Consider the following 14461-nt stretch of genomic DNA (forward strand, 5'->3'; position numbering starts at 1 on the left):
GATAAATGGAAAATCCCCTGGAAAACAGGGGATTATTTCAAAGGTAAATCATTACTGAGCGTATTATCGGCTGAAAAACATATTTTATTCCATGCTCAAACCGTAAGGATTTCGTTAAGATCCTCAGGATTTCCAGCCGCCGCCAAGTGCCTTGTACAAGGTGATTTTCTGGCTTAACTGGCCCAGATGCGCGCTAATCAGCGTCTGTTGCGCGCTGTAAAGAGAACGTTGAGCCACTAACACATTGAGATAATTATCAACGCCCTGCTTATAACGCAATTCAGAATAGTCGTAGTCGCGCTGATTCGCACCTACCTCTTTTTGCAGGGCCGTCATTTGATCCAGCCAGGTGTCCTGACCGGCCAGCGCATCGTTCACCTCTTTAAACGCGGTCTGAATCGCTTTCTCATAGTTGGCGATCTCAATGCGTTTCTCGATATGGGCGATGTTCAGGTTCGCCTCGTTTTTGCCGCCGTCAAAAATCGGCAGGTTGATCGAGGGAACAAACGACCAGGCACCGGTACCGCCACCCAGCAAACTGCCGAGCGAGCTACTGGTGGACCCACCGGATGCCGTCAGCGTAATGCTCGGGAAGAAGGCCGCGCGCGCCGCACCGATATTGGCGTTAGCCGCTTTCAGCGTATGTTCGGCGGCCATCACATCCGGACGGCGCGTCAGCAAATCTGACGGCAATCCGGCTGGCGTGGCCGGGAACTGCCAGTTGGCATCCAGCGTCGCATGGGACAGCAGCGACACCGGCAGATCAGTGCCCACCAGCAACCGCAGCGCGTCGACATCCTGACGTACCTGACGGGTGTAGCTGGCCACATCCGCCTCGGCGGCGCGTACCGTACTTTCCGCTTCGGCCAGATCCTGGTCGCTGCTGACGCCGCCGTCATAGCTCATTTTGGTCAGCCGGTATGAATCCTGCTGGCTCTGGGCGGTGTTCTGCGCCAGATGCAGCAGGTCATTATCCGAACACAGGGTCAGCCAGGCGGTTGCCACTTCCGAAATCAGCGAGATCCGGGTGGCACGCTCGGTGGCCGCCGTCGACAGATAGGTTTCCTGGGCCTGATCGCGCAGGCTGCGCAACCGACCAAAGAAATCCAGCTCCCATGAGGTGACGCCGAGACCGGCGTTTAACTCATGGTAAGTCACCGGTCCGGTGGTTTTGGTGTTGTACAGATTGCCAGGCTCATGGGCTGAGGTCTGGCTGGCGGTGGCGTCAATCGACGGCATCAGCGCCGCGCGCTGCACCGTCACATCGTTACGCGCCTCTTCGACATTCAGGGCCGCGACGCGCAGGTCGCGGTTGTTATCAAGAGAAAGCTGGATCAGGTTACGCATCGTGGCATCGGTGAAAAAATTCTGCCACGGCAGGTCCGCCACATTGCCCACTGCGGTGGGCTGGTCGTAACGGGCATCCACCGGCATCGCTGGCCGCTGATAATGCGGCTCCATGGTACAACCGGTTAAGCCAAGGGCGGCGGCCAGCGGCAGCAGCGCCCAGTTGAAGGTTTTAGTTATCATGCTGCACCCCCTCTGCGGATGCTTTTTTCTTACGCGAGAAGAACTGCGACACCACCACGTAAAACATCGGCACAAAGAAGATGGCGAGGAAGGTAGCGGTAATCATCCCGCCAGCCACTGCCGTACCGATGGAGTGCTGGCTACCCGCGCCCGCACCGTTAGAGATAGTGAGCGGCAGCACGCCGAGGATAAAGGCCATTGAAGTCATGATGATGGGGCGGATACGCAGTCTGGCTGCCTCCACTGCCGCTTCCACCAGGCTCTTACCTTCCCGCTCGTGCAGTTCCTTCGCAAATTCAACAATCAGGATGGCGTTCTTCGCCGCCAGCCCGACGGTGGTTAATAGCCCTACCTGGAAGAACACATCGTTCTGCAAGCCGCGCATCAACACCGCGCAGATGGTGCCCAGCACGCCAAGCGGCACCACCAGAATCACTGAGAACGGAATCGACCAGCTTTCGTACAGCGCCGCCAGGCACAGGAACACCACCAGGATGGAGATCATGTACAGCTGCGTGGTCTGGTTACCGGATGCCTGCTCCTCATAAGAGATGCCGTACCACTGCACACGGAAACCGCTCGGCAGCTGCTTCGCCAGCTCCTCAACCGCTTTCATCGCTTCACCGGTACTTTTACCCGGTGCCGGGGAGCCGAGGATCTCTTCCGCCGTCAGGCCGTTAAAGCGTTCGAAGTGTGGAGAGCCGTACACCCATTTACCGGAGGCAAAAGCCGAGAACGGAACCATGGTGCCGCTGGAGTTGCGGAAGTACCATTTGTTGAGGTCAGACGGTGTCACGCGGGAATCCGCTTTCCCCATCAGGTACACCTCTTTCACACGGCCGTTGTACATGAACTGGTCGATATAGCTGGAACCCCAGGCCACCGACAAGGTGTTGTTGATGTCGGTCATGCTCAGACCGAGCGCGCTGGCTTTCTCGTCATTAATCTCCAGTTGATACTGCGGCTCATCTTCCAGGCCATTCATGCGTACCTGAGCCAGACGCGGGTCCTTGTTCGCCAGATCAATCAACTGATGCGTGGCATCCATCATCTGCTGATGGGTGTGCGCGCCAGTATCCTGCAAATAGAGGTCAAAGCCGGTGGCGTTACCCAGTTCCATGACCGCAGGCGGCACCATGGCAAAGATTTTGGCGTTTTTGTAACTGGCAAAATGCGCCATTACGCGGTTGGCCAAATCCTGCACGCTCTGGCCGCTATGGGTACGCTCCCCCCAGTCCTTCAGACGCACAAACGCCATGGCGTTACTCTGACCGCGACCGGCAAAGTTAAAGCCCGCCACGCCAAAGGTGGTGGTGACCACTGAGGCTTCGTTCTTTTGCAGGTAATCATTCAGATCGTTGATCACCTGCTGAGTACGCTGCGACGAGGCGTTTACCGGCAGGGTCATCTGCACCATCATCAGGCCCTGGTCTTCATTGGGCAGGAAGGTGGTGGGTACGCGGGTAAACAGGAAACCGGTCACCCCGACAATCACCAGATACACCACCATGAACAGCCCACGGCGGGACAGCACCTTATTCACACCGCGGGTGTAGTGCATCGCACCGCTATCAAACTTGCGGTTAAACCAACCGGCAAACCCGGTGGTTTTGTGCTCGGCCGAACTGGCTTTCAATAAGGTGGCGCACAGTGCCGGGGTAAAGATCAACGCCATAATCACCGACAGCGCCATCGCCGAGACAATGGTGATCGAGAACTGACGATAGATAACCCCGGTCGAACCATTGAAGAACGCCATCGGCAGCAGGACCGCCGACAGCACCAGCGCGATACCGAACAACGCCCCCTGGATTTGCTGCATCGATTTGATGGTGGCGGTTTTCGGATCGAGCCGTTCTTCGTGCATCACACGCTCGACGTTCTCCACCACCACGATGGCATCATCCACCAATAGCCCTATCGCCAGCACCATCCCGAACATCGTCAGGGTGTTGATGCTATAACCAAAGGCCGCAAGGATACCGAAGGTGCCCAGCAGGACCACCGGCACCACCAGCGTGGTGATCATCGTGGCGCGCAGGTTTTGCAGGAAGATCAGCATCACGAAGAACACCAGCACCACGGCTTCGATCAGCGTTTTCACCACTTCTTCAATTGACGCGCTCACCACTGGCGAGGTGTCGTAGGGATAAGTGACTTCCACGTTATCCGGCAGCGATTCTTTCAAATCGGCAATGGTCTGACGGACCGCTTTCGCGGTGTTCAGCTCGTTGGCACCGGTTGCCAGACGCAAGGCGATACCTGCCGCCGGTTTGCCGTTGAGCGTGGCGTCAATGCCGTAGCTTTGTGGCCCCAACGCGACCGACGCCACATCTTTCAGGCGCACCTGAGAACCATCGCTGTTCACTTTCAGCAGCACGTTCTCAAACTGTTTCACCGTAGTGAAACGGGTTTTGCCGAGGACCGTTGCCTGCGTTTTCGCCCCCTGAATGGTTGGCAGCCCACCCAGCGAACCGGAAGACACCTGCACGTTCTGATTATCAATCGCGGTGCTGACATCGCTCGGCATCAGGTTGTATTTGTACAATTTGGCGGGATCGAGCCAGATACGCATCGCGTATTCGGAACCCAGCACCATAAAGTCACCGACACCCGGAGTACGGGAAATCGGGTCTTCCAGTTTGGAGACCAGCATATCCGCGAGGTCACCGTTGGTCAGCTTGCCGTCTTTCGAAATCAGGCCAACCACCATCATGAAGTTTTTCTGGTACTTACGGATGCGGATACCCTGCTGGGTCACATCGGTCGGTAGTTGCGATTCCGCCAGAGAAACGCGGTCCTGCACCTGTACCTGAGCAATATCCGGGTTGATCCCCTGGTTAAAGGTGGCGATGATCTGCGCACTGCCGTCGGAAGCACTGCTGGATTCGAGGTAACGCAGACCGTCCAGGCCGTTAAGTTGCTGCTCAATCACCTGGACCACGGTGTTTTGCGTGGTTTCCGCACTGGCACCCGGATAGGTGACGGAAATCGAAACCGCCGGGGGTGAGATATCGGGGTATTGGTTAACCGGCAGTTTGAGCGTCGCAATCGCCCCGACCAGCATCACAATGATCGCGATCACCCACGCAAATATCGGGCGTTCAATAAAAAACTTAGACATTACGCCCCCTTATTGTGCCGCGGCATCAGTCATGGAGAGGCTGACGGCATTAGCGGATGGCGTGTCATTGGTATTGGCCGCAGTAGTGGTCACTTTGACGCCGCTGCGCACACTTTGCAGATTGTTCACCACCACGTTCTCGCCCTCTTTCAGGCCACCGGTCACCAGCCACTCCCCTTTGATCATCTCGCCGGTGCTGATGCTGCGCTGTTCAATGGTGTTATCGCTTTTCACCACGTAGACATAAGGCTGGCCTTTGGTGTCATGCATGATGGATTCCTGCGGCACCAGGATGCCCTGCTGCTGAACGCCCTGCGGGAAGCTGGCGTGCACATACATACCCGGCAGCAACTCATCTTTCGGGTTCGGGAACACGGCGCGCAGCACCACGGTGCCGGTGGCGGTATCCACATTCACTTCCGAGAAGGCCAGCTTGCCCTGCGCGCCATATTGGCTGCCATCTTCCAGCGTCAGGCCCACGGCGGCGGTGTTATCGTCGATCTTCGCGATCTTGCCGTCCGCCAGCGCGCGGCGCAGGTGCAGCAGATCGGTTGATGACTGATTCACATCGACAAAAATGGGATCCAGCTGGGTAATGGTGGCGAGATAGTCAGTTTGCCCGCTGGTCACCAGCGCACCGGCGGTGTAAATCGAACGGCTGATATGACCGGAGATGGGCGCTTTCACCAGGGTGTAGTCGAGATTCACTTTGGCGGTTTCCACATCGGCTTTCGCTTCGCGCTCGGCCGCCACCGCATCATCATAGGTTTGCTGGCTGATGGCGTGTGCCGCTGCCAGTGGCTGATAGCGTTTCGTCAGCATGGCATCGTTTTGCCAGGTCGCCATGGCTTTGTCATAAGCGGCTTTATACGAGGCCGGGTCGATTTGATACAACGGCTGACCCTCTTTGACTTCTCCCCCTTCGGTGAAAAGTATTTTTTGGATCACACCGCTGACCTGCGGACGTACCTGGGCGGTTCTTACCGCCGTGGTGCGGCCAGGCAGTTGCGTCACCAGCGTGACAGGCTCGGTTTTCAGGGTAACAACGCCGACTTGCGGCGTCGCAGACGCGGCGGGTGTAGCTCCGCCCTGATCACAGGCTGCCAGTAAAAACACGACGCTGGCAGAAAGAAGTTTCAGGCGCATAGTTTTTCTCAACAAGATGGGTAAAAGTAATGAGAATGATTACTCTCAAGGAAAGTCATTGTAGGCAGGGTGCAAATACACAGCTGTTAAGGTTGCGTAAAACATATTTTCGAAACGAAAATGGTAAACCTTTCGTGCGATAAATCGCTGTGTTTTTTAGCTTTTTGCGGGTTTTGATCTGGGTGAAGCCGCTACGGTGCGCATGAATGCGCACCCTACAAACGCATCCGTAGGGTCGCCATTCATGGCGACCACTGCCCAATTGCGCGATAAATCGCGCCGCTACGGTAACTGCGTTGGTTAGCGCCACTGCTAAACTTTGCACCCCACATGTAGCGGCGCGATTTATCGCGCGTTTTTTACCGACTTATCCCTTCGGCTCAATCCCGCGACGGCGCAGTTCACGCCGTGCCAGATCTTTCAGCCAGCAGGAAAGCGTCACGTTGTCATCATCGGTCAGCGCACGTAACTGATCATGCAATTCCGGATGGATACGCAGCTGGAATGCCGCCGAGCGGCCCTCACCTTTCGGCGTTCGGTCTTTGAGTTTTGGCATAGGGTTTCACTCAACGGATGGCAATCAATACGCCCCTTACCTGCGCTACCAACACAGTAAGGGGCTGGCGGACCTTGATGGAATGCGACATCGCGGTGCGTTGTGGCATACGTTACACGACGGGATATTTTTTTGTTGGCGGCACAACGTTAAGGGATAGATAAGAGGTGTGACGTCGTATCGCAGATTAAAGCCCGCATCGTTCAGCCCAAAAGACTCAAGACAAAGTCATACAGCTCTTCTGGTCAATGCGATTATTAACCAAGGTAAGTGTAGATATAGGTATCATCTACATTTCCGAAACCATCAATACGATTATTTCTCAAAACTGCTTCACGAAGAAACCCACAACGTTCTGCTATCCTCCTGCTGCGGATATTTCTTCCCGCCATTCTGATCTCCAAACGTTTAGCATTCAGGAAATTGTAAGCTAAATCTCTCACCAGGATACAGGCTTCCGTAGTATAACCTCGCCCCATAGCTTTAGTTGATAACCAATACCCTATTTCAAAATAGGGTATCTCATAATGACGAATAAATAAGCTAACACATCCCACAAGTTGGTCAGAGGTATTATTGATAATCAGAAATTTATATTCCCCACGATCATCAGAGAAATCTTCACTAGCGATATTCATATTTTCCAAGACAGTTTCATCACTACAGAAATTATCAACCCAGTCAAGAAACTCTCGATGTGCAGCTGAAAAATCCAAAATTAATCGAAACATCTCATGGCTTCGATTAACATCAGGAGCAACAAGTTTAATTTTTTTCCCAAGAAGATATTCACTCGGCAAATCTGTAATTTTCATAACAAACCACTCCTTTACAAATCACCATTATAGAGGGCCGTTTTCTAATCCAGTTACTGGAGTTCATGATGTCATAAGCACCACAGGAAGAAATGACTATTTTATCATCAAGAGTAAGATCAAATGGAACGACTACATTTTTCGCAATGATATCATTTTCATAGCAGTTCGAACCGTAAACATCGGCAAAACTGTGCTCACAATTACCAAGACGCTCAGGGATAATAAATACTTTACGGTTATGATGACACTGAGAAGATCTTATGTTTGTACCAGGTACGGCAGCAGTGATCAAATTGCTGGAATAACGGTCCTTGACAGATATCATGTTCGTAATCAGATAGCCAAAATCCTCTGTTAATACGCGTCCTGGCTCAAGAACAAGGCTGATCACGTCAGAATTAATGCCTAATTCCTGCAATAGTGATGCTATTTTAATGGGATAATTTTTTAGCAGTTCCACATTATCATGACCGCAAGTTGAGGCAGGGTAACCTCCACCTATATCAATAAAATTAAGATGGTCCTTGATAAGGTTTATCTCATCCTTAAAATACTCAAGTGTGTTAATAACACCTTGACATAAAACAAGATTAGAACCTGAGTGGATATGAATCCCATTACATGAAATATTATACGAATTGAGTAATTCGACTGCCTCTCTACATTCATATTTATCAAACCCGAAACGTGAAAGACCCAGCCCCCTATAATCGCAACTCAGACGCAATGAAATATTAGGCACCAAACCAATCTCGTCAGAAATATTCAAAACCCTTTCCAGCTCAAGTATGTTATCACACTGAATATTCACACCTTTCTTTATAGAAAACTCAATTTCATCATCCATTTTAACTGGACCATCGAAATAAATATCCCCACCTATAAAACCATCATTTATTGCAAGTTTTAATTCATGAAAAGATACAACCTCTGCTGAAAACCCCTCTCTCAGCATTAATTGTGTTACTGTGGAAATATTGTTACTTTTGTAGGAGTAGGCGAAGTTTATTTTTGGAAAAAAATCCTCCCATAACTTTTTGAAGTAGCGTACAAACACAGTCATGGCATCAAGGTCTAAAATATAGATATAATCTTCACCCTGACTGATTTCATATAAGCTTCTCACTGGTAATGTCATTTATTCACTCTCATCACCCACAAAGCTACTGACTGATATTTAGCATGTTCATTCAATATCAACCTGGTATCGAAGTAACGGTCAAATGCTACCTGTTGCTGTTCTTGACTAAGAAACTTAAATGCCGGTCTTTCACAGACAGATCTGTTAACATTCTCTTCTATCTCATCCTCACTGTAGACAGGAAGGTCAAACAATTCTTCATGTACAATAAGAAATTCCTCGCTGAAAAAATTAACCCAATAATTATAATCCCATATAACATCTGGCCTAAAGCCAATATACTTTTCTACAAGAGATAGAATTTCATCATCAGGCTTCGAATCATAATAGAATGACGAAATACAGAGATATCCATCTTTCTTTAATACTCTCTTCGCTTCTCTAAGTGCTGCTTTTTTGTTAGAAAAAAAACCAAAACAACATCCTGCTGTGATATGAGAAAAACAATCATCTGCTAATGATAAGGATTCAGCATTTCCTAAAAAAAAATTAACACGCTCAGAGAGATTATTTTGTATGGAAATCTGAGAGGCAGCCTCGATTGATCTAGCAGAAATATCAACTCCAGTTGCATGGCAACCTGTTTTATTTACTATATTTCTAGCAGAAAAACCAGTGGAGCACGCCAAATCAAGCAAATGTGAATCTGCATTTATGCTGGATTTTTCTATCCAGTAATCCAGGGTAAAAATGCCTCCAGGAGGTGTATTATCAACACCCAAAAACCCCAGAAAGTCCGGATAGCTCATTGCATTAATATTAATATTCATAGTTTGTTCCACTAACATAATTAGGACTCCTTACATTTAACTATTAACTCAGTATTTTTAGGCTTTAAACTTACTCCGTGATATTTATTTTATTACAACTTATCATTATCGATAGCTTTCTCATAATCATAAAACAGCACATCATAATTATCCGGGTTTATTAATAATCTTTTACTACATACGCAATTGCTCCCTGTGGAAAGATAACGAATAACCTCATGAGAACAGATTGATGCAACAAGATAATTTAAAGGGCCATATGATGGTGCTTGATATCTACGATTTAAACATACTTTTCCATTTCTATTTTCCTCACAATCTCTGATGTATAAGTCTTTAAATCCCGGCTTAGATGTCGCATTCATCATCGGACCCACCAAGCCAAGCCTCCCTAAATATCCCGCATTTATAACTGGAATGTTATTACATTCATGGAACATACTAATTAGTTCAAAAACATTACCAGGGTCTGCTGATAATACTATAATGTCACAGCGTGAAAAAAATGAATTAAAGTCATTTATATTCTCCTCACTTAATAACAATGGCAGAGTCTCAATATGAGATAATGAATTACGCTCGGAGATGTTTTTTTTAAGTGCATCAACTTTCAACAAACCAATTTGTTCTTCATTAAAAATAGTTGAACGGGTAAGATTAGATTCTTCAATCAGATCACCATCGCTTATCATCAAGTTACCAACCCCTGCAGCCGCAAGTAACATGGCTATATTAGACCCAATCCCGCCAGCCCCCATAATGCCAACTATTGCGTTAGATAAAGCTAACATCGCATTTTCATGGTTGATATTTGACATTTCAAAAAATAAACGATGTCGATCATAACGGTCTGGTTGCCAGACATTAGTAATTATCTTTTCCTCAAACAACCTCTCTATAATCTCATTGATATCGTAAGAAGCCTCTTCTGCTACACCTTTATACTTTTCTAGTACAGTCTCCAACTCCTCCCCTATATTTAAATCATCTAATAAATCACAAAGAAATGCTGGTGAGTCATCAATTTCAATTAGATCATGAAAAGTCTGTCCTGCAACGATTTTTTTATTAATCGTGTCATATCTCAAAGGAAGAGATCTATTTAATTGTATTTTCATTTTATTTCCTCAAGTGCAATTTCTTCACTTTGCGATAACTTACTATTATATGACATCCACATGATAGTAATCGGCACAATTCCAGCAATACAAACAAAAGAGAAAGCAAAAACTGATGTAAGCCCGAAATTATCAGACAGTAGGCCTATAATACCCAAGGATATAATTCCAAAAATTCTTGCCATCAAACTTATGATCGATAAAACAGTATTTGAGTTTTTCTTGTCAAGATATTTAAAATACTCCGACTCAAACTGACTCATAGGCACAGAAAAAAAAGAGTGGAATAAGGCAAATATAACAACTGGAGTCCATGAACCTTTGACTATAAGGAGAGCGAGCATAGAACATGCAGCTAGAATGGTCGTGGCGAGGATGATAGTCATCGGTTGATAGTATTTAAATATAACCTTCCGTAGATACCTGTTAAAAAGATACTTTGTAAAAGAGTATAAAAAAAAGCATATACCTAAGATGATTATCTCGCCCTTTTGGTTTTTATCATCCAGCAGTTCAGTTTGTCCAAGAATAAATGGTTGCCAAAAATGGAAAACTGGCTGTATGGCCCCGACAATAAAACCGCACACTATGATGTAATAATACCCCACTCTTGTGGAAAAAAGATGGTGAATAGATTCACTCATATGTTTATAGGCGCTAAACTTTTCTTTTATTACCGCCACATCAACTTTATCATCCACTCCATTTATAGTACTAAAAACAAGCATTAACATGAAAAATAAAATCCCACATAGATAATAAACACTAGTGAAGTCATTAAGAATGATAACAATTAAAACACCAATTACTCCAGATATTGAAGTTAGTAAAGCATTAACTTCTCTAACATATGAAATATAATGATGATAGGAGCCATCATTTTTTTCCGGAAGACCATCAACCAAACCTTTTATCCAGGTACTATCTGCTCCTGAAATGAAACATGCACCGAGCGCATAGCAGATCTCTGCTAGAAAGAGTAAAGTCATATTTGGCGCATAAGTACAAAGTGGAAAAAATGTTGCATAAAAAAAACATGATATTAATACATTTTTTTTTACACCTAATTTATCACCTAATATTCCCGTTGGAAGTTCAAATAAAAAAACTGCCACACTAAATACCATTTGTAACAAAGCTATTTGTGAGACTGATACACCTAAAGAGACGAGATAAAAAACATGAAATGAACCGGTCATCATTCGTACCGCATTCATTCCCGCACAGCCGTGAAGTAGCCTTTTTATTTGTGCATCAATTATCATCAGCGCAATCCCATTGCAATGGTAAGTGGCGATAGTAATATCGCCACTTTAAAGAACGGATTAGTTATTTCCGCCACACACAGTTCCACACTCCAATACTTTTTTCTGCTGATCTTTTAGCTTGTTTACATCCACACGTTTGATTTTAAGGCTTTTGGTAGGTTTGATCTTTGATTGTTTCATTTTTATCTCCATGATTTAAGTAAAATGCTTCAATTCACATTCACAATGTGAATCAGCGGACAAATTAATAACATGATGGAGAGATCAATATCAAACTTGAGACAAAACTTATAAAAACAATCATATTACTCAAAAAAACAATATAATAAATCTAATTACAGGAAATATCTGATAAAATAATTTACATTTTGTTGCATTATTTTCTGCACTTAAGGACAGGTGTCTGGATAAAGCAAAAAAGAAGTAGAACTGTAAGCACGCTCTATAAAACCCCCTTTATTTCAATCAGATCGACAACACACTAAAGAATATGGAAAAATAAAAAATAGAATAAAAATCAATATCCATTTCACAAAAATAAATTCTAAAACAAGTTAAATCATGCAGCCAGTTAGACTATTTTATATGTATAGCATGGTATATTTTTATTCATTAAATAATATATCCTCAAAAACAAGACATACTTTAAGTTAAAAGTAAAAATATCGGAGATAACTTTTTCACACCTCATATGTAATAACGCAATTGCGGTGTCTGAAGAAATTGAATTCAGATGTGTGAACTATGATGGGGAATCAGAAGTCATTTTGGGGATACATTACCAAAATAGCTGAATCGCCCGTGTTGTTTATGTTCTGAGACGTAAGCTCTATAGTTTTACTAAATGTAGTTATATGAACGTGTTAGCTGGACGGTAACAAGCGGTTTACCTCAGTATCACAGGCAAAAAAAAACCCACGCATCTGCGTGGGTCGGTGCAACAGAACAGGGTGAGCAGCGTGTGCTGCCGTTCTTCACACCCATCAATACCTCTGGGACTTTCATCCTCGCATCAACGGTGTGCTGACAACAGCGGGAAAACGCAACGGAATTCGGGGAAATGCAACGAGGTGTGAAAACTTCACCACCTCGTTTACATCATGATTTTGTTAAGATTTATCTGGTGCTGGTTTGCTGTAGATGGCATCGGGCGCGATGTTCATATGCTTCAGCACCGGTCCCATAATGTTGCCGAAGATCGGGGCCGCCACCGAACCACCAAAGTGGTCACCGGCGGTTGGATGGTTGATCATCACCACCAGCGCCACTTCCGGATGGCTGGCTGGTGCGATGCCTGCGGTGTAGTTGACGTAACCACCATCATACTTGCCGCTGCTGCCCATCTTCTCTGCCGTACCGGTTTTGGTCGCCAGCCGGTAGCCCGGCACGGCCGCTTTCACCCCGGTACCACCGGGCAACACGTCACTCTCCAGCATATGCACCACGGTTTGCACGATTTGCGGATCGGCCACCTGTTTACCCAGCACCGGCGGCGTCACCTTGGTGATCGACAGCGGACGATAGATACCATACGACCCTAACGTGGCGTATTCACGGGCGATTTGCAGCGGCGTGACGCGCAGGCCATACCCGAAAGCAAAGGTGGCGCGTTCGATATCCGCCCAACGCTCACGATGCAGCGGGAAGTAACCGACGCTCTCGCCGGTCAACCCTAACCCGGTGGGCTTACCAAGGCCAAAGGCCTGATAGGTATTGACCAGCGCCTCAGCAGGCATAGCCAGCGCGATATGGGAGACCCCGATGTCGCTCGACTTCTGCAAAATGCCGGTCATAGTCAGGCGTGGCCAGTGACCAACGTCGCGGATCAGGTGACCATTTACCGAATAAGGCGTGGTATCGATCACCGAATCCGGCCGCACCAGATGGCGCTCCAGCCCTTCCAGCACCACCAGCGGTTTCACCGTGGAGCCGGGTTCGTAGCTGTCGTTGATCGCCGTGTTGCGCATCTGCGCGGGTGTCGCACCATCGTAGTTATTCGGGTTGAATGACGGGTAAGACGCCATCGCCAGAATTTCGCCGGTATCGATTTTCACCATTACCGCCGCGCCGGAGTCGGCTTTGTTCAGCAGCACGCCATCGCGCAGTTTGCTGTACAGGGTGTACTGGTCAAATTTATCGATGCTGAGCTGCACGGTCGGTGGCTGCTGCGGCGGCTGGTAATCAATCATCGAGATGATGTTGCCGTTTTTGTCCTGGCGATAAACCTCTTTGCCCTCTTCGCCCTGCAACAAGCGATCGAAACCTTTTTCCAGGCCATTCAGCCCGATGTTATCCGCACCGACGATACCAATCAGTGGCGCAGCGGCTTCACTCATCGGGTAGAAACGGCTGTCGTCATACACCGAGCTGATGCCTTTCAGGCGCAGCGCCGCAATATCTTTGGCGATGCTTAACTCAATTTTACGCCCGAGGTAAAGGAAGCGTTTTTTCGGGTTGGCGACAATCTGCTGCGCCAGCTGATCCGGCCGCATATTCAACGCGTTAGCCAGATAGGCCCATTTGGCGCTGGTAAAGTCTGGGTTACTTTCCAGCACCCGCATCGGATCAGCAATGATATCGCGTGACGGTACGCTGAGCGCCAGCGCTTCGCCGTCACGGTCCAGCAGCGTGCCGCGGTTAGTGGGCAACGTGACGGTACGCAGCGAACGCTGATCCGCTTCGTGTTCCAGCATCGGATGATTAATCAGCTGCAAATCAGCGACGCGTGCCAGGAGCAGAGCCATACATCCGAACACACCTAAACAAATCAGGCGAAAACGAAACGGATTGAATGGGGCCTGAATCTGGTCTTTTCCCAGAAGTTTTTTTATTCGGGGCATGGCATTACCACTGCAATTAAAAGTAAAACGGGAGCTATCGCAGCAGTTATAAAGAAAGGCGAGGCGGGATAACAGGAAAACTGTGTTTCAGTTCGTTAGCGTGGGACGCAGGCAAAAAAAACCTGCGCATCTGCGCAGGTCGGTGTAATC

The 14461-nt window shown here is 47.7% G+C and carries 11 protein-coding genes; all 11 read right to left on the reverse strand.

All coding sequences use genetic code 11. The features are described from left to right. Window positions 1-123: 123 nt before the first annotated feature. The 11 genes from CUN67_RS16095 to CUN67_RS16140 all read right to left on the reverse strand — a co-directional run bounded on the left by CUN67_RS16095 (window position 124) and on the right by CUN67_RS16140 (window position 14311). Window positions 124-1530, reverse strand: coding sequence for an efflux transporter outer membrane subunit (locus tag CUN67_RS16095; RefSeq protein ID WP_208716314.1), 1407 nt, complete (start codon window positions 1528-1530; stop codon window positions 124-126). Further along, the gene (locus CUN67_RS16100) at window positions 1520-4654 is read right to left on the reverse strand and encodes an efflux RND transporter permease subunit (RefSeq protein ID WP_208716315.1); all 3135 of its coding nucleotides are present in this window, start codon (window positions 4652-4654) and stop codon (window positions 1520-1522) included. The genes CUN67_RS16095 and CUN67_RS16100 overlap by 11 nt, the downstream gene beginning before the upstream one ends. Before the next feature lie 9 nt (window positions 4655-4663). Next, the gene (locus CUN67_RS16105) at window positions 4664-5800 is read right to left on the reverse strand and encodes an efflux RND transporter periplasmic adaptor subunit (RefSeq protein WP_208716316.1); all 1137 of its coding nucleotides are present in this window, start codon (window positions 5798-5800) and stop codon (window positions 4664-4666) included. A 367-nt stretch (window positions 5801-6167) separates the two neighbouring features. Beyond that, window positions 6168-6356, reverse strand: coding sequence for a hypothetical protein (locus tag CUN67_RS16110; protein ID WP_084876526.1), 189 nt, complete (start codon window positions 6354-6356; stop codon window positions 6168-6170). A 257-nt stretch (window positions 6357-6613) separates the two neighbouring features. Continuing rightward, window positions 6614-7171 (reverse strand): GNAT family N-acetyltransferase, encoded by a 558-nt coding sequence (locus CUN67_RS16115; RefSeq protein WP_208716317.1) that lies wholly within the window; start codon window positions 7169-7171, stop codon window positions 6614-6616. Beyond that, on the reverse strand, window positions 7146-8312 hold the full coding sequence (locus CUN67_RS16120; protein ID WP_208716318.1) for a diaminopimelate decarboxylase: 1167 nt from the start codon (window positions 8310-8312) through the stop codon (window positions 7146-7148). The genes CUN67_RS16115 and CUN67_RS16120 overlap by 26 nt, the downstream gene beginning before the upstream one ends. Next, on the reverse strand, window positions 8309-9103 hold the full coding sequence (locus tag CUN67_RS16125; RefSeq protein ID WP_208716319.1) for a class I SAM-dependent methyltransferase: 795 nt from the start codon (window positions 9101-9103) through the stop codon (window positions 8309-8311). Before CUN67_RS16125 ends, CUN67_RS16120 begins: the two co-directional genes overlap by 4 nt. A 74-nt stretch (window positions 9104-9177) precedes the next feature. Next, a complete protein-coding gene (locus CUN67_RS16130) occupies window positions 9178-10203 on the reverse strand; it encodes a HesA/MoeB/ThiF family protein (protein ID WP_208716320.1) in 1026 nt (341 codons plus the stop codon). Then, the gene (locus CUN67_RS16135) at window positions 10200-11468 is read right to left on the reverse strand and encodes an MFS transporter (protein ID WP_208716321.1); all 1269 of its coding nucleotides are present in this window, start codon (window positions 11466-11468) and stop codon (window positions 10200-10202) included. The genes CUN67_RS16130 and CUN67_RS16135 overlap by 4 nt, the downstream gene beginning before the upstream one ends. A 60-nt stretch (window positions 11469-11528) precedes the next feature. Next, window positions 11529-11651, reverse strand: a complete 123-nt coding sequence (locus CUN67_RS30600) for a hypothetical protein (RefSeq protein WP_302882277.1) — start codon at window positions 11649-11651, stop codon at window positions 11529-11531. A 929-nt stretch (window positions 11652-12580) separates the two neighbouring features. Continuing rightward, entirely contained in the window at window positions 12581-14311 is a 1731-nt protein-coding gene (locus CUN67_RS16140; protein ID WP_208716322.1) for a penicillin-binding transpeptidase domain-containing protein, read from the reverse strand. Window positions 14312-14461: the final 150 nt, after the last annotated feature.

The organism is Pantoea cypripedii (genome assembly GCF_011395035.1).
Classification (GTDB): Bacteria; Pseudomonadota; Gammaproteobacteria; order Enterobacterales; family Enterobacteriaceae; genus Pantoea; species Pantoea cypripedii_A.